At 38.3% G+C, this 22,819-nt stretch carries 23 protein-coding genes and 1 pseudogene; 19 read left to right on the forward strand and 5 right to left on the reverse strand.

The annotated features are described in order from the left end of the window. Positions 1-109 precede the first annotated feature (109 nt). On the reverse strand, positions 110-820 hold the full coding sequence (locus tag ACF3OH_RS02095; RefSeq protein WP_392455563.1) for an alpha/beta fold hydrolase: 711 nt from the start codon (positions 818-820) through the stop codon (positions 110-112). Next, positions 801-1,331, reverse strand: coding sequence for a GNAT family N-acetyltransferase (locus ACF3OH_RS02100; protein WP_392455565.1), 531 nt, complete (start codon positions 1,329-1,331; stop codon positions 801-803). Before ACF3OH_RS02100 ends, ACF3OH_RS02095 begins: the two co-directional genes overlap by 20 nt. A 156-nt stretch (positions 1,332-1,487) precedes the next feature. On the opposite strand from ACF3OH_RS02100, the gene ACF3OH_RS02105 reads away from it, so the two are divergent. The 8 genes from ACF3OH_RS02105 (at position 1,488) to ACF3OH_RS02140 (ending at position 8,175) form a co-directional block, all read left to right on the forward strand. Continuing rightward, the gene (locus ACF3OH_RS02105; protein ID WP_392455566.1) at positions 1,488-2,231 is read left to right on the forward strand and encodes an alpha/beta hydrolase; all 744 of its coding nucleotides are present in this window, start codon (positions 1,488-1,490) and stop codon (positions 2,229-2,231) included. A 13-nt stretch (positions 2,232-2,244) separates the two neighbouring features. Beyond that, on the forward strand, positions 2,245-3,519 hold the full coding sequence (locus ACF3OH_RS02110) for a S41 family peptidase (protein ID WP_392455568.1): 1,275 nt from the start codon (positions 2,245-2,247) through the stop codon (positions 3,517-3,519). Next, complete coding sequence (locus ACF3OH_RS02115; protein ID WP_392455570.1) at positions 3,520-4,227, forward strand: alpha/beta fold hydrolase; 708 nt, start codon at positions 3,520-3,522, stop codon at positions 4,225-4,227. It abuts the gene before it with no gap. Positions 4,228-4,276: 49 nt separating this feature from the next. Continuing rightward, positions 4,277-5,281 (forward strand): serine hydrolase domain-containing protein, encoded by a 1,005-nt coding sequence (locus ACF3OH_RS02120; protein WP_392455572.1) that lies wholly within the window; start codon positions 4,277-4,279, stop codon positions 5,279-5,281. Positions 5,282-5,305: 24 nt separating this feature from the next. Continuing rightward, the gene (locus ACF3OH_RS02125; RefSeq protein ID WP_392455574.1) at positions 5,306-5,779 is read left to right on the forward strand and encodes a hypothetical protein; all 474 of its coding nucleotides are present in this window, start codon (positions 5,306-5,308) and stop codon (positions 5,777-5,779) included. A gap of 73 nt (positions 5,780-5,852) precedes the next feature. Further along, positions 5,853-6,305, forward strand: coding sequence for an NUDIX domain-containing protein (locus tag ACF3OH_RS02130; protein ID WP_392455575.1), 453 nt, complete (start codon positions 5,853-5,855; stop codon positions 6,303-6,305). A gap of 125 nt (positions 6,306-6,430) precedes the next feature. Further along, the gene (locus ACF3OH_RS02135; protein WP_392455576.1) at positions 6,431-7,552 is read left to right on the forward strand and encodes a hypothetical protein; all 1,122 of its coding nucleotides are present in this window, start codon (positions 6,431-6,433) and stop codon (positions 7,550-7,552) included. 281 nt (positions 7,553-7,833) lie between these two features. Then, complete coding sequence (locus ACF3OH_RS02140) at positions 7,834-8,175, forward strand: hypothetical protein (protein ID WP_392455577.1); 342 nt, start codon at positions 7,834-7,836, stop codon at positions 8,173-8,175. A gap of 66 nt (positions 8,176-8,241) precedes the next feature. Here ACF3OH_RS02140 and ACF3OH_RS02145 read toward each other — a convergent pair whose 3' ends face one another. Further along, the gene (locus ACF3OH_RS02145) at positions 8,242-8,829 is read right to left on the reverse strand and encodes a peroxiredoxin family protein (protein ID WP_392455578.1); all 588 of its coding nucleotides are present in this window, start codon (positions 8,827-8,829) and stop codon (positions 8,242-8,244) included. Positions 8,830-9,080: 251 nt separating this feature from the next. Between ACF3OH_RS02145 and ACF3OH_RS02150 the strand changes: the two genes are divergently transcribed. Then, on the forward strand, positions 9,081-10,073 hold the full coding sequence (locus tag ACF3OH_RS02150) for a YcjF family protein (protein WP_204590440.1): 993 nt from the start codon (positions 9,081-9,083) through the stop codon (positions 10,071-10,073). 387 nt (positions 10,074-10,460) lie between these two features. On the opposite strand, the gene ACF3OH_RS02155 is transcribed toward ACF3OH_RS02150, so the two are convergent. Next, positions 10,461-12,134: a DUF2207 domain-containing protein gene (locus tag ACF3OH_RS02155; protein WP_392455580.1), complete on the reverse strand. Its 1,674-nt coding sequence runs from the start codon at positions 12,132-12,134 to the stop codon at positions 10,461-10,463. 273 nt (positions 12,135-12,407) lie between these two features. Here ACF3OH_RS02155 and ACF3OH_RS02160 point away from each other — a divergent pair, with 273 nt between their 5' ends. The 10 genes from ACF3OH_RS02160 (at position 12,408) to ACF3OH_RS02205 (ending at position 21,524) form a co-directional block, all read left to right on the forward strand. Beyond that, the gene (locus tag ACF3OH_RS02160; protein ID WP_392455581.1) at positions 12,408-12,869 is read left to right on the forward strand and encodes a hypothetical protein; all 462 of its coding nucleotides are present in this window, start codon (positions 12,408-12,410) and stop codon (positions 12,867-12,869) included. Positions 12,870-12,889: 20 nt separating this feature from the next. Then, complete coding sequence (locus ACF3OH_RS02165) at positions 12,890-13,267, forward strand: hypothetical protein (RefSeq protein ID WP_392455582.1); 378 nt, start codon at positions 12,890-12,892, stop codon at positions 13,265-13,267. A gap of 748 nt (positions 13,268-14,015) precedes the next feature. Further along, positions 14,016-14,768 carry an HpcH/HpaI aldolase/citrate lyase family protein gene (locus ACF3OH_RS02170; protein WP_392455583.1) on the forward strand — a complete coding sequence of 251 codons (753 nt, stop codon included), beginning with the start codon at positions 14,016-14,018 and terminating at the stop codon, positions 14,766-14,768. A 12-nt stretch (positions 14,769-14,780) separates the two neighbouring features. After that, the gene (locus ACF3OH_RS02175) at positions 14,781-15,776 is read left to right on the forward strand and encodes a DctP family TRAP transporter solute-binding subunit (protein WP_392455584.1); all 996 of its coding nucleotides are present in this window, start codon (positions 14,781-14,783) and stop codon (positions 15,774-15,776) included. A gap of 14 nt (positions 15,777-15,790) precedes the next feature. After that, positions 15,791-16,279: a TRAP transporter small permease gene (locus tag ACF3OH_RS02180; RefSeq protein WP_392455586.1), complete on the forward strand. Its 489-nt coding sequence runs from the start codon at positions 15,791-15,793 to the stop codon at positions 16,277-16,279. Further along, on the forward strand, positions 16,276-17,547 hold the full coding sequence (locus ACF3OH_RS02185; protein ID WP_392455587.1) for a TRAP transporter large permease: 1,272 nt from the start codon (positions 16,276-16,278) through the stop codon (positions 17,545-17,547). Before ACF3OH_RS02180 ends, ACF3OH_RS02185 begins: the two co-directional genes overlap by 4 nt. A 34-nt stretch (positions 17,548-17,581) precedes the next feature. Continuing rightward, a complete protein-coding gene (locus ACF3OH_RS02190) occupies positions 17,582-18,736 on the forward strand; it encodes a M20/M25/M40 family metallo-hydrolase (RefSeq protein WP_392455588.1) in 1,155 nt (384 codons plus the stop codon). A 53-nt stretch (positions 18,737-18,789) separates the two neighbouring features. Beyond that, entirely contained in the window at positions 18,790-19,539 is a 750-nt protein-coding gene (locus tag ACF3OH_RS02195; RefSeq protein WP_392455589.1) for a FadR/GntR family transcriptional regulator, read from the forward strand. Further along, positions 19,539-20,573 carry an Ldh family oxidoreductase gene (locus ACF3OH_RS02200; RefSeq protein WP_392455590.1) on the forward strand — a complete coding sequence of 345 codons (1,035 nt, stop codon included), beginning with the start codon at positions 19,539-19,541 and terminating at the stop codon, positions 20,571-20,573. The genes ACF3OH_RS02195 and ACF3OH_RS02200 overlap by 1 nt, the downstream gene beginning before the upstream one ends. A gap of 75 nt (positions 20,574-20,648) precedes the next feature. Next, complete coding sequence (locus ACF3OH_RS02205; RefSeq protein WP_392455591.1) at positions 20,649-21,524, forward strand: fumarylacetoacetate hydrolase family protein; 876 nt, start codon at positions 20,649-20,651, stop codon at positions 21,522-21,524. Positions 21,525-22,103: 579 nt separating this feature from the next. Here the strand turns inward: ACF3OH_RS02205 and cax are convergent. Continuing rightward, a pseudogene (cax, locus tag ACF3OH_RS02210) lies at positions 22,104-22,697 on the reverse strand (calcium/proton exchanger); the annotation flags it as partial. Between the last annotated feature and the right edge of the window lie 122 nt (positions 22,698-22,819).

A 22,819-nucleotide genomic window follows, 5' to 3' on the forward strand; every position in this document is an offset into this window, starting at 1 on the left:
TTATTGCTAGCATTTATTTTGTCGGCAAAATCATCTGTAAGCGACGCAGAGCAAATTAAAAACCAAGTACGTCCTAAGAATAGGAAGCGTACTTGGTTTTTTGTTTGTTTTAAATCTCTCTTATAAACTTCTCAATTAGAAGTGAATACAATTCTGGTTGATCGCGATGAACAAGGTGGCCAGCGGATGGGAGGATTACAAGTTGCATTGCGGGTTGAAGACGCTTGAATTCCGCAGCGGCCTCCACTTCATGTAGTAATTCATCTCCCATTATGCAAAAAATAGGCGTTTCCATAGAGGCGACTGACTTTAGTTGCTCGTAAGGATAAAAATCTGATGTATTAAATGAAGTCAGCAGAGCCTTCCAATCATTGTCGGTATGCAGTTCAGTCAAGATACGAGAGATTTCCTCGTCTTTAAAAAGTGTTTCATAATGTGCTTGCTCTTCTTGTAATCGCTCCGAATAATCTTCTCCCATAGTCGGTGAAATTCCTGAAAATGTAGCGGATACTACTAGTTCAGGATATCTTTTAGCAAACAAAACTGCTGCAACGCCACCAATTGAAACCCCAGCAACATGGCATTTTTCGATTCCTAGATGTAGTACAGTTTCTTTCAGATCTTCTACAGTACGATTAAAAAACTGATCAAACGGTCCAACAGATTTTCCGTGACCTCTCAAGTCAGGCCGAATCACGCGGTACCCTCTTTCTGCTAAATAGCTACTTTGTTCTTCATACTCCGAATCCCCAGTCATCCCACCAGAATGAAGTAGTACGATAGCAGTGCCTTGTCCTTCTTCAGTTGTATGTAAAATCATTTGTTTCTTCCTTTCCCAAATCCCATACATAGATGCTTTCTATAAGAACTTTTCCTGCAATTTGAATATCCCTATCACGCACATGCGTTGCTCCGAATGCCTCGTAAAAATGTTTCGTCTTATTGTCCGCTAAAACTTCCACAAACACTTTTTCTACATTTTGAGTTTCGTAGTAGGCGAATAATTCTTCAAGTAAGGCGCGGCCAATCCCTTGTCCTTGATACTCTGCCAGCAAATAAATTGAAGTGAGATCTAGAGAATTTCGATACTTATTTTCAGCACGCTTGCTTGTATCTGCAAATCCAACAATTATAGATTCCTCGTTTTCAGCAACGAGTACATAATTATCAGGCTTACTCAAATTCTGTTCCCAAAGCGGAGTTCTCTTTGAATAGCTTAGGCCATCTAGAAAAGCTTGAGGGATGATTGTTTCATAGGTTGTTCTCCAAGAATCCACATGTACTTTTGCGATTTGTTCAGCATCTTTTAACGTAGCTTTTCGTATGTGCATGCTTGAACCACCTTTCGTCTTTTTCCTATCCTACCAAAACAATTAGCGTATCACTAGTATCTTTGGAAATATATTGTAACAACACCGATGAAAAGGTATGATGGATTTAAGGGCATTGAACGAAAATTCACGCAATTTTTAGGGGAGGAATTGAACGTGACACAATTTGAAGTGCTTAAAGGCGCAGAAGCATTTACATACGAAGGTGGAAATAAAGGTGTTTTAGTTTCCCACGGGTTTACAGGGACAACGCAAAGTATGAAGCCACTTGCTGATGCTTTCGTTGAAGCGGGTTATACAGTTTCGATGCCGAGACTGAAGGGGCACGGGACGCACCATGAAGAAATGGAAACTTCGACTTATCAAGAGTGGATTGATTCAATCGAAGAAGCTTACGCTTGGCTATCGGAACGCTGCGACACTATCTATATGACGGGACTTTCCATGGGAGGGACTTTGACGCTCTATATGGCGCAACATCATCCGGACTTAAAGGCGATTTCGTTGATCAATGCAGCGATTGAAGTACCAGCGATGGAAGGGGTTAAACAGCTTCCTGCAGAAGTGCGCTTTTTGGATGCAATCGGTTCCGATATCAAAAAGCCAGGTGTGGTGGAACTTGCGTATGGAAAGACGCCGGTTGCTGCAGTGAAACAATTACTCACTTTTATGGAAGAAGTGAAATCTGGACTTTCAAGTGTGCAGTGCCCAACGATTATTTTCGTGGCACCAGAAGATCATGTTGTCCCGCCTACAAATAGCCAGACAATCTTAAATACTATCGCTTCACGTGACAAAGTGTTAGTCGAGCTTCTGGAAAGTTATCATGTGGCGACGTTAGATAACGATCAAGAAACTATTATTCAAAAGACATTGGCGTTTTTTGAAGATCAGGTTTAAAAAGGAGAATTAGATGCAGTACATTTTAGAAGAAATTATTGAAATTATGCATAATGATTATGCCGGTTTCCAGGACAAAAAAGGGTGGGACCGACCAGATATCTACCGAAAGAAATTAGCTGAGCTGAAAGCAAATGAATCAATGTCCGATGCAGATTTTGAAGAACTAATTAAAGAATATTTAAGTGATTTTGAAGACAAGCATATGTTCTTTAGTAAGACTGACAAAGTTGAACAAAGCCAAAAAGAAGTAGGCTTTCAAGTTCGTCGCTATGAAGACCACTTATATATAACTTCGGTTACACAAGAACAAAAGCTTACAGTTGGTATGAAGATTGAGTCGATTGATGGGCTGACAATACCTACTCTGGCAGAGAAATTTAAGAAAACGTTTAAAGAAAATCTGCATGAGAGACAGGACTGGAATAAAGTTCTTTTAAGTGCAACTAAAGTTAACTTAATCACGCTTGAGCATGAAACTAAGGAATTTCAACTTACTAAATTTGAGAAACAAACTCGAAAATCCATTTATGAAATAAAAGTAGAAAGCGGAATAGCCTTCATTACACTTACAGATTTCTTAAATCCTGATGCGGTTGTGAAATTAGTTGAGGACAATCGCTTGTTACTAGAAACAGTAGATGCTTGGATAGTTGATGTGCGTGTAAACTATGGCGGAAGTGACAGCAGCTTTTTTCCTCTGCTTCCCTACATAATGCCCCCTGAAGGAGTAGACCTTACTAATACAGACGAAAAAATGCTGTTCAATTGTACAGAAGCAAGTGCAAAAAGAGAATTACGTTTGCTCGAGCAACAACTCGCTGAAACAGAAGATGAGCAGGCTCGACATTTTCTTGAGGTATTTAAACGCGAATGGACAACAAATAGAGGGAAAGGCTTTGTTGAATTTGATTTCAGCGATATTTTACCAAACCTCTTTATAAAAGGAACGGATAATCCGAAGCATGTCATTGTACTTTCAGATTATATGTGTGGTAGCTCTGGAGAATCGTTTGTGGAACTTTGTAAAATGTCTTCTAAGGTCACTGTCATTGGACGGGCAACAATGGGATTAAATGATTATGCCAACCTATCAAGCGTAATGTGGGAAGAGGGTTTTGAATTTATGTACCCTACTTCCCGACTTTCCCGAATTGACAAGAATAATGGAATGACTGGAATTGGCGTATTACCAGATATCTCTATTCCATGGACACCACTACATATAAAAGCTGATGTTGACATGAAAAAAGCACTTGAACTCATTGGAAATGTGAGTGGAAAGTAAATGAAATTAGCTTATAGAGAATCAGGTAGTGGAGAACCGCTTGTATTTTTACATAGTGGTTTAGAAACTTCCTCAACAGATTTTATATATCAACAGAAATACTTCAGTCAATTTTATAAAGTACTAGCTTTTGATTTACGAGGCCACGGAGATTCACAGTCGACGAACCTCTCAAATTTCTTTGAAGACAGTGTACAAGATCTTTTTGAAACACTTTCGGAAATAGGGGTAACGCAGATTCATTTAGTCGGTGCGTCTCTCGGAGCTCTTGTAGCTATTTACTTTTCGAACCGGCACGCAAGGGTTACGAAGAGTTTAATCATTTCGGGAGTTACACCAACGAAACCGGAAAACTGGAATGACCTTCATTTAAGACAGAAGGAAAATCAAAGGATGTTGTTAGAAAATCAAGAAACCGTAAACTATTTTAACACTCTTCATAAATCTGATTGGCGTGAATTTCTAACTTTAGCTAAAGATGAAGACTGGTATCCCTTTGAGGAAACGAGCAAGCTAAAAGATAATAAATGTCCGGTATTAATTATTTCAGGAAATCAACTTCCTTCTGAAACTGCGAGTCACGCAATATACAAAGGTGTAGAACACATACAGGTAGAAATCTTGCCTAACGCGGGTCATCTAGTGCACCAGCAGCAACCCGAGCTTTATACGCAGAGTGTTACTCGATTTTTAAATGACAGTGTTTAACCAATGAGCGAATACAAAAAACTGATGAAGAAAGTTGAGGACACATCCCATGACAAACACCATACAAAACTCAATCACTTCCAATGAATTTTCAGGAACATTGTTAGCCACATCTGAAGAAGGGACTGTTCTTCAGGAGAGTTATGGCTATGCAAACCGCTCTGAGCAAATTCAAAATCATACAGGCACACGTTTTGGGATTGCTTCAGGCTGCAAAATCTTCACAGCAGTCAGTATCCTTCAGTTGGTCGAAGCAGGAAAATTATCGATTGAATCGAAATTGATCGACTTGCTAGACCATACATTCCCACACTTCGCACAAGATATCACAATTCATCATTTGTTGACGCATACATCGGGCGTTCCAGATTACTTCAATGAAGAAGTGATGGATGACTTTGAAGAACTTTGGATTCAAAATCCGATGTATCACATGCGAAAGTTAGGTGATTTCATTCCACTCTTTGAGAATGAAAAAATGCTTTCTGCTCCAGGTGAGAAATTCCAGTACAACAATACAGGCTATATTCTTCTAGGATTAGTGGTGGAAAAATTAGCGAATATGCCGTTTGCGGACTATGTGCAAACACATGTTTTTCAACAAGCTGGAATGGGACACTCGGGATACTTCGAATTCGATCAACTTCCTTCCTCGACAGCTCTTGGTTATATCGATCTACCAGACGGCAAATGGAAATCCAATATCTATTCAGTTCCAGTAAAAGGAGGAGCAGATGGAGGTGCATTTGTTACAGCCGATGACATGCATTCCTTCTGGGAAGCCCTCATGGCGAACAAACTTTTATCTAAAGAATGGACAGATCGTTTGTTGACGCCGCATGCATGGGAAGACGAGGAAACCGCATATGGCTATGGTGTGTGGATCGACAGCGATTCGATTGGTGCGAAGAAATATCATGTGATGGGCTATGACCCTGGTGTCAGCTTTCATTCCGGTTACTATCCATGCCAAGAATTGACGATAACGGTTTGCTCTAATAAATCCAAAGGGGCCTATCCGGTGCTCGAGATTTTAGAAGAGGCGTTTCTTTAATACCTGTTGAAAGAAGGATGCGTGATGAAGAAAAAGTATTATAGTGTGCTGATGGGCCATATTTTATTTTCTCTAGCTTGTTACATTTATTTGATACTAGATGCAAAAGAGTATTTGACTATATCCGGACTTCATCATTTTTCATCTGCCTTCTTTATAGTAGCGGGAGTCCTAACGTATGTAGGTGCAGCCCCCTATCTAAAAGATAAAGTCACAACGAAAGCAGCCATTCGTTTTGCAAGCATCTCATTTCTAACTATTTTAGTATTTCTAGTCAGTTATGAACTCTATAAGCCAGCATACACTTACGAAGAAGCCCAACAGCGTGTGGAAGCGGAGTATTCACTAGCCGTTCGTGACAGTCATTTTAAGACGATTCAAATCCTAGATACAAATTATGAACATTACCGAGTGGCTGCTGGTGAAGAAGAACAGATACAAGAGTTTATGATAAATCCAAAAACAGGCGAAATCAAAACTCTCAAAACAGACGACTAAATAAGTTGAATCTATCACATTCAAAGGACGAAAGAACAATGGAAAATTCTAACAAGTGTAATAGGAGAACATGATGGGAATAAGAAATTCGGCAAAAGCAGTCATTGTAAAAAATACCAAAATAGCGCTTATAAAGAAATACGATGAAGAGGGTTTCTTTTATATCTTTCCAGGTGGAGGGCAAGAGAAAGGAGAAACCCTTAAAAGTGCAGTGATTCGAGAGTGTCTAGAAGAGTTAGATGCGGCTGTTCAAATACACGAACTGATTCATATTCGAGAATACATCGGGGAAAACCATGAATTTGCTCACTTTGATAAGGACGTTCATCAAATTGAGTTTTATTTTCTATGCAGTATAGTTCGTGAAAATGTGAATGGCGCCCCTATACAACCTGATACGGATCAGATTAGTGTTGAGTGGATTCCACTAACTGATTTACATAAATCTCGTGTATATCCTATAGCGATAGTAGAGGTGTTACAACGAGCAGAGAAGACTGAGGTTTATTTAGGGGATGTGAATTAAAAAGTCCAAGATTTGTCTTGGACTTTGATCAAAAGGTGCCTGTCACCATTTACCATCTGTTTCCAAAAGGTGCCTGTCACCATTTGCCATTTACACCCAAATACATAATTGAAAACGAGGCTATTATGAAGAAGATTATTCTTAAGCTAGTCGTGGTGTTTGCCACATTTTTTATCACATGGACACTAATGAATACCCAACCTGTACAATCCTGGTGGATGAAAACTATATTTGAGCTTTCGTTAGGTGACGAAAAAGAACAACTGGAGACTTTCCACTACGACCATGTAACCATATATACAGATCAACCAGAACGCATTATGGAACTATTTGAACCAAACCTAGAAGAAATCGACCAACTCTCAAGTGCTTGGTTTGAACCCGCTTCGAAAGACTATCCTGAGGTAACGGTTTATGCAATTGAACCAAATTTAGCAATGAATAGTATGCTAAGGGGTGCGAATGGCATGTATATTCCATCCAGTCAAATCATGCTTTTGAACATGAATCTGGATGACGAAAAAATCCTGCACGGGTATACCCACGAATATGCGCATTACCGTATGTTCAACTATTTGGAAGAGCTAGATGTCAATCATAAAGAAGTGCCGATGTGGTTCCATGAAGGAGTGACAGAAGCATTCAGTCATCGTTTTGCGCCGCTTCCTTTTGATGAGGTAGTAAATACTTGGGAAGTCGATACGTTTTTTGAAAAAGAAGCGACGGATCGCTTGATAAGTGACGAATACATTATGAGCCAATATCTTGTAGAATATCTTCTATACGCGAAGGGTGAAGAAGCTGTGCATACAGTTTTGAGTAACCTGACAAAATCCTCTGATTTTGAAACAGTCTTGGAAGAGCAATTGAACTATACATACACAGATTTGAAAGCTTATTTAGCAGCAGAAGATGAGGCGGTAGAAGACTTGATGTATAGAACGGAAGCAGAAGTAGGCAACGAGCAGTTCCAAGCGGAAGTTCTTGCTTTCCACGAAAGAAAGAAACCTTATTACTACAATGCGCAATTGGTGACGAATATACTTTCTCAAATGTATCAAACGGACGAAAAATGGCTAGAGATGGCAGAGTTGACCGAATATCGGATGAATTACGTACAACGTGACTCAATTGATTATCAGTTGGCAGCAGGCTATGCAAAAAAAGTAGGTGATCTAGGGAAAGAAGCATACTATCTAGCAAAGGCAGAAGAGGAAAAGGCAAAGGAAGAACCCGTACAAGAATAAAATTTTCCATCAACCTCCTAAAAGGTGACAGGCACCGATTACCTAGTAGAGGGAGAAGCGGTACTTCCTAAACTCTCGCGTGAGGATTTCCAAAAAATTTTCGGATTGTCTAGTGAACATCCAGTTTTAGGAGCTTTCAAAATCACCCCTTCAAATAACAAGATTTTCACACATTTTATAAACTTCGATTTTGATCAATTTGATTATTGGCTGTTTTGTGGGGATTGAGGGTGGGGGTGGTTGTCACCCTAGAGAAAACTTCAAGAAAAGAGGTAAGCGACATGACCAACCCAAGATATTTTACAACACTATTCCGCTTCGAGAATTTCCCACTACTCTTAATTACTCTGACCGTTTTATTTTTCACAGCCTTATTCTGGTTTTGGCTACCCCTTTACATACTTCCTGAACTAAGTGGTATTGGAGTACTACTCATTTCAGGGATAGTATTTGGTTTGCCGATTGCACTCATTTTCTTACCTCTTAATTACACGGTTGCGAAGAAAAATGCAGAAGGTGATGGCTCAATCAAAGTTTTAGTAGCTAAATACTCTGCAGCCACTTTTCTAGCCGGTTGCTTGATCTATTTCGGTAGCTGGATTGGGATTTATTTTCTAGCATAAAAAGACTCCGCTCTCACATTCGAGGGCCGAGTCTTTATTTAGATTTTCTATATTACAAAGGTATACTCAATACGCATTCAAAAGCTCATCCAATTCTTCCGGATTTGCGATTGGTCCTTTGAATGAATGCAAAACAATGCCTTCCTCGTCCAAAATATACGAAGTCGGGAAGGCAAGAACTTCATAGAGTTTTTCTACCTCCCCGTTTGGATCCAGAACAATTGGGAAAGTGAGCTGATACTCGTCTACAAAGTCTACGACATCTTGGTTAGAACGCTCTCGTTGCGTCATATTGACAGCGACAACTTCATAATTCGACTTTTCTGCAGAGTTATCGTAATACACTTGCATATGCGGCATTTCGTCTTCGCAAGGTCCACACCAAGAAGCCCAAAAATTTAAGAATACTTTCTTCCCTTTTAAATCAGACAAACGAACAACATCCCCGTCGAGTGTCTCTAGCACAAAATCAGGAGCTTGGTTGCCGGTCTGTATGCCATCATTAAATGACTCCGTTGGTAGAATTCCACTTTGGTCTGCAACCATCCCACTTGGATATTCATCTTCACCGAAATTCGTTTGAATCATGACTACCACTAAATATACGAGCAGAACGATGCTGAGCGTTGCCGCTACTTTTCGAACAATCTTCATACTCAATCGACTACTTTCTTAGAATGTTTATACTGTAAATACCTGTAATTCAAGTGTATATCATATTGCTGAAAGAGTCACTAATTTCCAGGGAACTCCTAAATGGTGACAGGCACCAAATGCCATCTGTTCCCATTTGGTGCCTGTCACCTAAGCATCACCTAAGCAATAAGCAAGCAGCTGCTCTCGGAAACTTTTTTGAAGTTCATACGTAAAACTACTAAGACCAATCGAAGAAAGGGCGAGGAAACATGCAATTTAATGAACAAGAATTCAATGACATTTATGATAAAGAGATACGCGAGGTCAATGCACAACTCGATAACGAAATTCTTTTTGTTCTTATTGGGGACGTGAACGCGGGGAAATCGTCCACTGTAAATCAAATTATGGGGGAAGATGTGGCGTCAGTTGGCGCGCAACCTGGAGAGACGACGGCTATCAAGAAATATGTATACAAAGACAAAATTGTGTTTGCAGATACACCAGGGCTCGATGATATCAATAAGAGCAATTCCGAGGAGACGCTGAAATACTACAAAGAAGCAGACGTTGTGTTGTTCTTCTTGAACGCAGCAGGAACTGTTCTGTCAGATGGGGAAAAGAAGGCACTTCAAGACGTGAAGAAGACCAACAAGGAAATCATTCTTGTGCTGAACAAGATTGACGCAGCCGATGATATTCCGGGTCTCGTCCAGTACATTCGAACGAATACCAACAACGAATTCAAAGTTGTGCCGATCTCGTCGCGCACGGGGGAGAACATGCAGCAATTGCGTGATGCGATCTTGGATATTTTGCAGACGAAAAAAAAGGACCTTCTCTTCGCGAAAGAATTAAAAGCAAAATCCGCAGTCGCAAATAGGTGGATCATCGCAGCATCGACGTCAGCAGGAGTCATTGGCGCTGTTCCACTCCCTGGGGCAGACATCGTGCCACTGACAGGCGTACAGGTTGGTTTGATGGTGCGACTGGCAACACTTTATGACAAGCCGATTTCGAAAGAACGTGCACGAGAACTGGCGATTGCTACTTTGACCGGAAACATCGGAAAGAGCATCTTCCGCCAAGCAGTCAAAGTCGTACCAGGCGCCGGCTCTGCAATCGGTGGAGGCGTCGCAGCATCTCTGACACTCGCGCTTGGATACGGAATCAAGTACGCGTATGAAAACGATATTGAGTTGAATGTCGAGTTCTTAAAGAACTTCGCAAGCAACTTCAAAGACAAGAATCCAAACACATAAGACAAAACCATCTTGCGAAGAGTGATGGTGTCCATGAAGAAAGCCCTCCGGAACATGCGTCCAGAGGGCTTTTGTGATTTTAGGATGCCCAAGACCTTGCTAGGAAGGGCTTGAGACATTAGGGTTTAGGTGTTGAATTAGTTTCCATAATACGACTTCGGTAGAACAAATCTAGTTTCGGTAGAATAAATGTCCATTTCGGCAGAATAAATCTTGGTTTCGGTCGAAGAACGCCCGCTCAGTTTCTAGAGTGGCGTTCTCCACATCTAGTGAAATCGAGTTGCGCCTCCTAGAAATCCCGCAAGAAGCCATCGCGGCCCATGAAGCAAAAGCACTTCACGGTCCACGCTGTCATCTTGCACAATTTCTAAACAGTCGGCTCTACATCTAAAATGCCCCCGACCCTCCGCCACCACCACCGACTCCGCCGCCCCCGCCAGAGCTGACGGAACCACCGCTCGCACTTGCGCTAGTCGATGTGTTGGCTGCGACAAAGATTGTCGTCAAGAACACAGGGTTCATCACAAAGTTGTTATCTTGACTCACTGCACTTGCCATCGTAAATGCTTCTGCTTTCTTCTCCGCTGTCTTCGAATCACTTCCTAGCAAATACGCATAGGCACGTTTTCGCTCATCTTCCGTCAATGCTTTCCACTCATCTTTTGTTACTTCCGGAAGAGATTTCTTCAACGCGCGCCATTCTCCACGGATCAAGTGACCTTCCACTGAAATCGGAGAATAGAGAAGTGCGAAGCCGAAAGCCGCGGATGCCAAGAAGATAGAAGCGGCCATCCATGGATAGACTTCATAGATGCCTGTGTATACTGCCATTCCAACAAATAAAGCAGAAAGAGCCCCAGCAATCCAACGAACCATTGGGCGTTTTTCATAAAAATCATGCGAGAGCACTTCTGCACGAACGCCTTTTGTCCATTTCGCAATGGCTTCGTTATAGGCCGAATGATTGATCGTTTTACTCGTAAACTCTTTTACTTGTGATAAGGTGAACCGTTCGCCATCCCCAATGCGGTCGACGAGAAGCGTTAGTAATGTTGCTTCATGGTCGTGTTCTGTCGTTCGATTCACGCGTACAAACTCGTCTTCAGATACTTGCGTTAAGTTCCCTTTCCGTACCAAATCAAGTATTGCCGCAGCTGTGACATGCGGAGAGAGGAAAGGGGAGTTCGTGAAATACAACGTTCCTGGAATGCTCAATGTTTCTTTTGGAACGAAGAAGCCATTCACATTGCTCGTAGCCGCTCGCTTTCGATTAAATGCTGAGAACCAGGCAAAGAACAAGCCAATCAATAAAATCGTACCGGCACCAGCAATAATTGGTACACCCACTGAAATAGCTGTCTGCTGATTCGCTGCAAACGCGGCTGCTTCTTCCTCAAGTTTTGTCCGGTCCGCTGCCAATTCGTCTCGAATAGTCCCATTCTGAGCTGCAACCCCTGGGAATAGTTCCGCATCGAAAATTGCGCGGACGTCTCCGTTTCGGCCGTCACGCACAGTGCCCATCTCGAACCGCACACTGCCGTCACTCACAATTCGCTCAGACCCATAGGCTTCGTCATACCCGAGTGCTTCCGTGTCAGTCGACGTTTGTGGTGGCGTCACGACAATCGTCATGTCTTCATAAGCCGACTCGTTGCTGTCATCAAAAAACGCATAATAGAATTGTGCGCCGTCTTCAAACTTCTCTACAGTATTTTCTACTGTGTACGACAAATCAATTCTAATGGTCTCGCCATCATTACCTGCCCGGTAGATCCGGAATTCTCCGTCTTCGAACTCCGTACGCAATTGTGTTCCATTTTCGGAAGCTGTGAAACTCTCAATCGCTGTTCCTTCTTTGGCAATCAAGGAGCGCGTAATTCCATTAAAGTCGTCTTCAAATGTATAGGTGAACGTTTCCGTGACTTGTGCAGTTCCGTTTTCTTCTAACTGAACATCGATCAATACCGTGTCAATTTCAAAATCAATAGCTAAGGCTTGGAGCGGGAATAGCCCCGTCATGAGTAGCGCGAATAGGATTGGAAGGAGTAGCTTTTTTGTCATTCGTCATCACCTCTTCCCTTTATTTACGAATAAGCTGAAAAAAAGTTTCGGGTAAAGAAGGATATAAGAATGCTCCTAGGGGTTATTTCAATGAAGAGTACACTTTTAAAAGAGACAACCCCTGGGGTTATATCATAAATAAGTAAACTCTTGCAATGAAATATTCCCTGGGAATTTTTTAATTGGAGATAAAAGGATTTTGAGACTTTTTCTAGAATAAGAGTAGAGATGGGATTTATTCGATAAGAATTAGTGAAGGGGAGGAAAAACCACTTGAAGAAAGTAAAATATGTTTTTGTGTTGCTACCAGTTCTTTTAATTGTGTTTATAGTCACCACTAACTCTATTGCTTCCTCTCAGTCTTATAAGCTCACAAATTCAGTTACGAGTGGGCCTTGGGTGCTGAAGTATGAAGTCACTAAAAAGGGGAAAGAGGATTGGCAGCTTGATCAATTCCTGTTTAGTAGAGGCGAGGTTAAAGTTCGAGAACTCATTTTGTATACAGAGTCGCCAACCCTTGGCTCCGACGAAATAGGTCGTATAGAGATGAAAAGTTTGGACCATATAACGTTTACAAATCAACTTGCGAGTAGCTCAGAATATGTAGGGTTGTCGAATACAAGTAGAGTGGATGAAGAAGAAATGCGCCAAATTTTATCAAAGCTGACTACAACTATCCTTTGGAAAGAGGAAGGACAGGGAGAACAAGAACTAAAAATTACGCTGGGTGAATAGAAGGGGGTATGAGTAAAACGATGAAAAGTCAAGAAGCTCAATACAAAATTTTAAGCATTATTTTAGCAATTGCACTGATTGTAGTAGTATCCATGCAGGTATTTACATACCCTAGCAATTCTTTAGAGTTACATAGTTGGTTACTGAATGAAGAAAATCTAGCATCACTGGATGACGAAATTTTCCTAACTAGCACCGGCAAAACGGCTGAGGAAATTCGAAATATTTATGATTCGAATAACCCTAGTAAAATCAAGCAGCTCACGTATGTTGAGCTAACTGGTCGATTGCAACCTCTCTTGATTGAAACATCTCCGGGGTTAGAGAAGTTCGAAGTGATTCGTGTGATTGAAGTGAATGAGGAAGTGGAAGCGTTTTTGAAAAGCTCTCTAGAATAATAGAAGCTCCCAGTGAAGATTTCAATAAAGACTATACTTCATAAAAGACGCTCCCAGGGAAGATTTCATTAAAGGAGTTAACTTTATTTATGAAATCTTCCCTGGGAGCAATTTTCTCAAGGACCCTCTTATGTTTATGCTATTCTGAGGGATCAAAGAATTAGATTAGAGGAATGGTAATACGTTTTAAAAGAGGCAGCGAGTACTTATACTAGTTATTATTTAAAGTTAATTATCATTGAGTATTGAAGTAAAGGGTACATTTAACAAAAAGTAATGTGCTTAATCTGCAGTAATCTAAAGCAGTGCATCTATATTTTAAGAAACTAAATTACTGATTTAGTTTTGATGCTATAAATGTCTGAGATTAAAGTATAAATATAATTAGACTATAAACATTTGTATAGAATTAAAGTTTTAATAATAAATGCCTAAAGAATGCACTGAAAAATCAATTTATTGATTTGGCAGTGTATTCTTTATTTTATTTATTTTTAAAATGTATCTTGGAAAAGTTGTAGTAATACTACTCAGCCGATAGCAAATGAATCTAAAAATTTAAGAACTATTTTTCAAGTTCCTACATTTTATAATATTCTTTATATTTTAAATATAGACAAATATCAAATAATAAGTTAGATTAGTGTTATGATGGTCAGACCATCAAACAACAAAGGTGGGTGATATATTAAGTTTTATTGAAATGTAAGCGCTTTTTTCCTCAGATTTTTTTTATGGAGGTGGGTTTGTGAAAAAATTAGAATTAGGAACTTGGGTTCAAATTAATAATTCAACAGTTGTCGAGATAATTGGTAATAGTGGATTTGATTTTGTAGTAATTGATTTGGAACATAGTAATATTTCTCTAGAAAGTTTAGAGAATCTGTTACGAGCTACATATCAAAGTGGATTAGAGAGTTATGTCAGAGTCAATGAGAATAACCCCTCTCTAATATCAAGGGTATTGGATCTTGGAGTTGATGGAATTGTATTTCCGAATGTGTCATCAGTTGATGAAGCAATAAAAATAGTTAAAGCTTCCAAGTTTCCGCCACATGGTAATAGAGGATCTTGTCCGTGTATTCGTGAAGCGGGTCATTGGAATTTAAATTGGGCTGAGTTTATTAAAGAGAGCAATAAGCGTGTCAAAATTATTGCTTTAATTGAAGGGCTGAAAGGTATAGAAAATTTTAACGAAATAATTAATGTAGAAGGTATTGATTCATATATGGTAGGCCCGTTTGATTTATCTGTGTCTTTGGGTATTCCCGGGCAAATATCTCATGAGTTAATATCTGATACTTACAAGCAATTTGCTGAGATAGCAAATTCTAATGGGAAAGAATTTATTGGCTTAGATTTTTCATATGAAACTGATGATATTGCAGTTTCAATTAAATCATGGAAAGAACGCAATATATATAAAGTAATGACGGGCATTGATAAAATGTTTCTTTCAAAAATCTTTTCAGATGTAGCAAATTTAAAAAATAATATCTAGGAGTTGTTATTAATGAAAAAATTATTGTTGTTATTATTAATTGGAATTCTTTTACTTGTAAGCGCTTGCTCAGACAATTCATCAAATGCGAGTGGGGATGGTAGTGTAAAACTTAGTATTGCACATATCTTCCCAAACACTCATCCAGGTGGAATTTATCTTGATAAATTAGCTGAAAGGCTTGAAGAAGAAACTGAAGGAAAAGTTACGCTACAAGTCAATCACAATGCAGTACTTGGTAGTGAAGCGGAAGAAATGGAACAAATGCAAGCTGGAAACTTAGATATGGCTTTATTGTATGGATCATCTAATTTTCAAAATTTTGATCCTGCTTTCGGAGTAGAAGAATTACCATTTATTTTTTCGGATGTCGAGCATGCAAGAAATGCACACGATGGAGCATATGGGGATAAAGTAAAAGAAATGGCTAAGGAATATAACTTTGAGGTTATATCTTTTTGGGAAAATGGATTTAGACACTTTACAAATAATAAAAAACCAATTGTAGAACCTAGTGATATGAGTGGTATTAAATTCCGTAGTGCAGAAATTCCTTTACGATTAGAAATGTTTAAACTTCTTGATGCTAATGCCATCTCTATGGGGTTTGATGAGTTATTTACAGGGTTACAACAAGGCACTGTAGACGGACAGGAAAATCCATTGGCAACAATTGATGCATCAAAATTTTATGAAGTTCAAGATTATCTTTCAATTTCAGGTCACATTTATAACTCGGCACCATTAACTATCAGTACTAACAGTCTTTCAAAATTATCAGAAGACCAACAAGAGATTCTATTTTCTTTAGCGGAAGAATTGAAAATTGAACAACAAAAAACTCTCGATGATCAGAATCAAGAATTAGAGCAAAAATTGGCTGATGCTGGTATGGAAATAAATGAAGTTAATAGAGATGCATTTGTTGAAGCAGTTCAACCTTTATGGAAATCATTTGCTGAAAAGAATGGCGATGAATTGATGAATTTGATAATTGATGCCGAATAGATTGGAGCATTATTATGAAAAAAATATTTTACAAGTGGAGTGAGGGCCTTCTCACTTCACTTATTATTCTCATTTTTATTGCTATGACTGTGATTGTATTTAGTCAAGTGGTGCTGAGATATGGTTTTGGAATGAATATTTCATGGGCAGATGAATTTTCTAGATTTTCAATGGTGTGGTTAGCATTTCTTGGAGCTGCTGTTGGAATTAAGTATTCAGAGCATACTCGGATAGACTTTTTTATAAATTTATTACCTTTAAAAGGACGGGTTATCATCGAAATAATTAACAAAATAATAATGATTATTTTCATGTTGATAATTTCTTTGTATACCATTTTAACTTTAGAAAATAGTTTAAAGTTAATGACTCCTGCATTACAGATCCCAACTGGATTAATACAACTAATCATTCCGTTCTCTGGAATAGTAATGATCATATATCTAATAATTCAAATTGTAGATTTAATAAAATACGGTATAGCTAAGGAGGAAATTGTATGATTATTTTTCTAGCTTTAGCTATCTTTTTAATCATTGGATTGCCTGTAAGTATAGCGATTGGTATGTCTGGTGTAATATTTTTAATATTGCAAGACACATCAGTGTCGCTGAGCATAATTCCACAACAAATGTTTAGTGGAATCAATTCTTTTCCTTTATTAGCGTTACCGTTTTTTTTACTTGCAGGAAATATTATGGTATATGGAACTACCCCTCGTTTAATGAGGTTTGCTAATGCTTTATTAGGTTTTATTAAAGGGGGATTAGCAGGAGTGGCGGTGGCAGCATCTGCCTTTTTCGGAGCTATTTCTGGATCAGGAGTAGCGACAGTAGCAGCAATAGGTTCGGTTGTAACGCCCGAAATGATACGAAAAGGTTATGGAAGAGGGTTTATTGCTTCATTAATTGCCGGAGCTGGAGTACTTGGTATGGTTATACCTCCAAGTATGGCAATGGTGGTTTTTGGAGTTGGGGCTGGTGTATCTATTGGCGATCTTTTCTTAGCAGGAATTTTACCAGGTTTATTTATGGCATTGTTATTAATGATATTTGGTGTTGTTGTCTCAAAGAAAAGAGGCTATGGAGTGGATACTGCTAAATTTGATTTTAAAGAGTTAGTCAATTCATTCTTCAGTGCTTTACTTCCCCTCTTACTTCCAGTAATTATTTTGGGTGGAGTAATGACTGGTATCTTTACACCTACTGAATCTGCAGTGGTCGCAGTGGTTTATGCATGGATTTTAGCCTCGTTGGTGTATAAAGAATTGAACTTTAAAAACTTTTTAAGAGTTTTAAAAAACTCTGCTATTAGTAGTGCAGTAATACTTTTTATTATAGCCGCAGCAACGCCGTTTGGTTGGATATTAACTACCCAACAAATACCTAACCAATTAGCGCAGATAATTACAAATTTCAGTTCAAATGATGTAGTCATTCTTATATTAATCAGCTTAATTTTATTGATTATGGGAACCTTTATGGAGACAATTGCAACCATTATTATAATGACTCCAATATTATTTCCTATAGCTACACAAGCGGGTATAGATCCTATACATTTTGGAGTATTAATGATGGTCAATTTAGCAATCGGTGGAGTTACCCCACCATTAGCTGTTGGTTTGTTTACTTCTGCTAGAATTGCAAACATCTCTATTGAAAAGACATTCCCAGATGTACTATATGTACTTGCAATAATGATATTTGGCTATGTTGTAATTGTATTATTCCCAGGGTTGTCATTATGGATTCCTAATTCATTAGAGTAATCGATTCTTTGAAAAATTAGAGGTGAATATGACGTTGGATATTAATGCAAAGTTGATTTGTGAAACAATAGAAAATAATAAGTCTACACAATTAAATTTACTAGAGGAACTCTGTAATATTGATAGTGGTAGTGGAAATATTAAGGGTAATAAAGAACTGGTAGAAATTATTAAGAAACAACTACAGTTGATTGGTGCTGAAATTGAAGAAATATATAATCCGTATTACGGTACGCATATACTAGCCAGAATTAACAAGGGAATATTTTCAGAGAAATTGATCTTAGCTGCGCACCTAGATACTGTTTTTAAGGAAGGCGATGCCAAAAAACATCCTTTTCGAGTTGATGGAGAATTCGCTTACGGCCTTGGAGTGGCAGATTGTAAGGGTGGCGTAGTGACAATTTTAACTGCTTTAAAAACTTTAGTAAAAGCCAATTTAATGCCAAAGAAAGAAATAGTAATAATTTTTAATTGTGATGAGGAAGTCGGATCTCCCTCCTCTAAAGAATTATTTAAAAAAGAGGCTACGAATGCAATGGCTGTTTTATCTTTTGAGCCAGGAAGAAAAAGGAATGGCATCCTTACTAGTAGGTATGGCTTGGCAGAAGGAAAAATTGTTGTGAGTGGAAAAAGCGCCCACGCATGTTTGGATAATGGGCCAGGCGTAAATGCAATAGTAGAGTTGGCTAATGTAATTATTAATTTAAATAAACAAGATGATGATTCTAACGGAATTCATTATAATGTATCTCCAATAAGCGGAGGTAGAGGCCCAAGTGTAGTTGCTGATAAGGCAGAAGGTGAATTTTGGGTAACATTTAAATCGTTTGCAGCTTATGAACAAATTAAAAAATATATATTAGAAGACTTACCTAATCAAAAAGCAAATTCAGAAAGTGAAATTATTACAGAATTAAATTTGTTATTTCCGCCAATGGAACGTAGCGAACAAAATATTTTGTTACATAAACAAATTTCAGATATTGCTGCAAAATTAAATATTGAATTACCTGAAGAAATGTCAAAATCGCCTGCAGATTGTAATTTTTATGCAGACTTTGGCACGCCTACTGTCGATGGTCTAGGACCCTACATGTTTAATATTCATACAGTAGAAGAACATATAATTGTATCTTCACTTTACGAAAGAACAAAATTAGCAGCAAATTTAATCCGTGAGTTATAACAGCGACTTATCAATATAGAGTTTCGAGAATAAATTAAAGTGAGATGATTTTTATGAACGTTCAACCTGTTAAGAAGAAAAATTTGTCAGATCATGTAGTAGCACAATTAAAAGAAATGATTGTACGTAGAGAATTAGAGATAGGTGACAAACTACCAAACGAACGTGAACTATGTCAAATGTTTGATGTTAGTAGAACGTCTGTTAGAGAAGCTTTAAGAGTTTTAGAGCTTCAAGGTTTGCTTATTAGAAACACGACTGGCACTTATGTTCAAGCTAGCTTTGGTGGAATCATTGAAGAATCACTCACTTTACAGATAATCCTAAATTCCCAAAATAGTTATAAAGATATCCATCAAACACGTTTAATGCTTGAAAGGGAGCTTGTAACACTGGCAACTATGAATCGTTCTCGTGAAAACATTATGAAGTTAAATGGTTTTACTGAAGTCATGGAAAATGCACTAAGCATGAAAGATAGAAATCTTTATATTGAAGCTGATATAGCCTTTCATAATGAAATAGCTTTAGCTGCAAACAATTCTGTTATGCTCTTCCTACATCGTACAATTTCGGAATTAATTATTAAAGTACAAAGAATAGTGGCAATTGATGATAATGCAATGAAAGAGTCTTTACAATTTCATAAAATGATTCTTAATGCCATTGAAACTCAAAATCCTAATATGGCTAGAGAAGCTTTAACAAATCACTTGAGTGATGTAGATAATCGAATCAAAAAAATTTACAAAGAAGATAATTATATTAGGGAAGTATTAAAAAACGAAAAGGGGAACTACTAATGAATATTGAGGAAGCAAAAATTACAAGTTTTTCAGTAGAGAGCTTAGTTCAAGCGGGATTAAACAAAGAAGATGCTGCTTTAGTTACTGAGACAATGCTAATAGCAGATTATAGAGGTATTCATAGTCATGGATTCATAAGACTACCGATTTATCTTGAAAGAATTAAAAAGGGTTTAATTAATGCACAAGCGAACATAGAAGTTATAAAAGACAGTCCTGCTCTTTCACTACTAGATGGTGACTTTGGACCGGGTCAAGTAGTAGCAACAAAAGCTATGCAACATTCAATTAAAAATGCAAAAAAATCTGGTTTAGGACTTACAGTTGTTAAAAATAGCAATCACTTTGGAATAGCGGCTTATTACAATACTTTGGCTACAAATGAAAACTTAATTGGAATTGTTATTAGCAATGTTGAACCTTTAATGCCTGCAGTTGGAGGTGCGGATAAAGTCATTGGAAATAATCCTATATCTATTGCTGCCCCGAATGGGGGAAATGATCCTATTCTATTGGACATGGCTTTAAGTAATGTTCCACTTGGTAAAATTTTGGTCTATCAGTCAAATGGTGAACCTATTCCAATGGATTGGGGAGTAGACAAAAATGGCCTAGAAACCAGCAATCCTAATGATGTAATTGATGGTGGGTTTTTATTACCTATGGCTGGTCCTAAAGGATTTGGATTAGCTGTATTAACTGAAGTTCTTACAGGTATTATCTCTGGGGGACAATATTCAAAAACAATAGAATCTATGTACCATTCTGAAAATAAACAATCAATCTCTCATTTTATGTTGGCCATAGATCCTACGTTCTTTATGGACTTAGAAGAATATAATCAAAGAGTCAATGATTTAACATCATTTGTTAAAGCTTCTAAAAAAGCAGAGCATACAAGTGAATTATTTATGCCAGGTGAGATAGAATTCAAACGTGAAAAAGCAAATAGAGAAAAAGGTGTACCAATCGAAGAAAATTTGTATAACCAATTACTAGAAATTTCAAAAACAAATGGCATTGCACTTTAATTATGTTTCTTAAAAAAGTAATTGGATCAGATTGCTACAACAATTCAAATAAATTACGTAAAGGATGGAATGCGTGTGAAATTGCTCCAATTTATAGATAATGATCAAATGAAATTAGGAATAAAAGTTAATCAAGGAATAATAGATGTTCAACAATTTCAAAATAAAACAGAATTTTCTTTTCCTAGTACTATTAGTGAGCTTTTAGAGAATGTTAATGAGGGAAGAAGTCAACTGATTAAATTAATCAAATATGTTGAAGAAACAAATTCTTCTTTACTCAACGTGGATGAAATTGAGTTTGGTCCAGTAATAGATTCTCCAGGAAAGATAATTTGTATCGGATTAAATTATATTCCACATGTGAAAGAATCTAATATGAAGATTCCGGAATACCCAGTGGTTTTTAGTAAGTTTAATAATACCTTAACTGGGCATAAGCACACTATTGAGCTTCCAAATGTAGCAGAAAAATATGACTATGAAGCAGAACTTGTAGTTGTTATGGGAAAATCAGGTAAAGATATTTCTGAAGAAGATGCACTTGATTACGTACTAGGTTATACAATAGGAAATGATGTGTCAGCACGAGATTTGCAAATGTTAAGTGGTCAATGGTTATTAGGTAAAACATTAAATGATTTTGCGCCTGTAGGCCCTTACTTGCTTATGGCAGAAGATGTAGATCCTACTAATCTTGATATAGAATGTAAAGTAAATGGTGAATTAAGACAATCAAGTAATACCAAAAATATGATATTTAGCTGTGCAACATTAATCAGTTATATATCAAAGTTTGTGACTTTAGAACCAGGAGACATCATTTTTACTGGAACCCCAGAAGGTGTAATTTTAGGTTATTCAGAGGAAAAACAAGTTTGGTTAAAATCAGGTGATCAAGTTGAAGTTTCAATAAGCGGTTTAGGAAGCTTGGTTAATACGCTGAAATAGATCGAACACTAGCAACTGTGACTGATATTAATAGACGGGTTAATAATTTATTTAATCGGGCCTCGCGCAGGCGCAGTCCCGCTTTCATTTGTCATAGCGAGATTGTTGGTCTTATGAGAAACCATGTAGAGGCGAGAGCGAATGCTTGTGCTGATTATGGCTACTACTTCCGGCATGAAAAGAGTGGCAATACTAGCTTGATTCAATGAAAGATATTGTGCTTGATCGGCAGTAAAAAGAAGAATAGAGTGGCGGACCCATTTTGAAAGGGTCCGCCACTCTGTTTTTGGTTTTATCGCTGGTAACAAGCAGCAATATCTTAATCTTAGATTGAGCTGGGATTTTCGCTCTAATCCACATACCTGTGTCCGCCACAATTCTCCCGCGCTTTCTTACCAGCCACAATTCTTCGGCTCTGCCTCGAATTGAGTCTAAACGAAAGCAGAATTGTGTCAGTCAGCAGGTACATTAGGGATGGGGCCGATGATGATTTTTGGTTATTTGGTGCAGGTTTGACGTTAGAGTGAAATCTTCAAAAATGAGCTAGGATCTCGCTCCATTTACCTTTTATATACAGGATTACAGAAGATAAAAACCAATACCCATAATGACATAGGCAGCAAGTAACGTCAGCCCTTCAAACCAGTTCGACTCGCCATCGTTTGAGACGGCAATGGTTAAGAAGACGGCGGTCGCCATCGCGACTAGTTCCGGCACTGTAAAGACAAGAGACATTTGCGTGTCCATGAAGAGCGACACGATGACTAAGATCGGTGCCACGAACATCGCAATTTGCAACGTGGAACCAATTGCGATTTCTACCGCAATGTCCATCTTGTTTTTCCAAGCCATCAAAATGGCGGATGAATGTTCGGCTGCATTTCCGACAATCGCCACGATGATCACCCCGATAAACAATTCACTCCAACCGAATCTTTCTCCCACGTCTTCAAACGTATGAACCAAATTTTCCGATACGTAAGCGACGGCAAGTGTGGCTATCAATAAGATAATGAGTGCTTTCCATTTACTCCACTCGGCTTGTTCTTCTTCGCTGTGTGCTTCGCCTTCTTCACCAGCTTCGCGCGCATAGACACCGCGGTGCGTAACGAGTTTGAATAGGAGACCCGCTAAGTAAAGGACAATCATAATAATGGAGATTCCGACACTCAATTAATAGAAGCTCCCAGGGAAGATTTCAATAAAGACTATACTTCATAAAAGACGCTCCCAGGGAAGATTTCAATAAAGAGTAAACTTCTATAATGAGACAACCCCAGGGGTTATCTCATTAA

Source organism: Chryseomicrobium aureum (assembly GCF_043182735.1).
GTDB lineage: Bacteria > Bacillota > Bacilli > Bacillales_A > Planococcaceae > Chryseomicrobium > Chryseomicrobium aureum.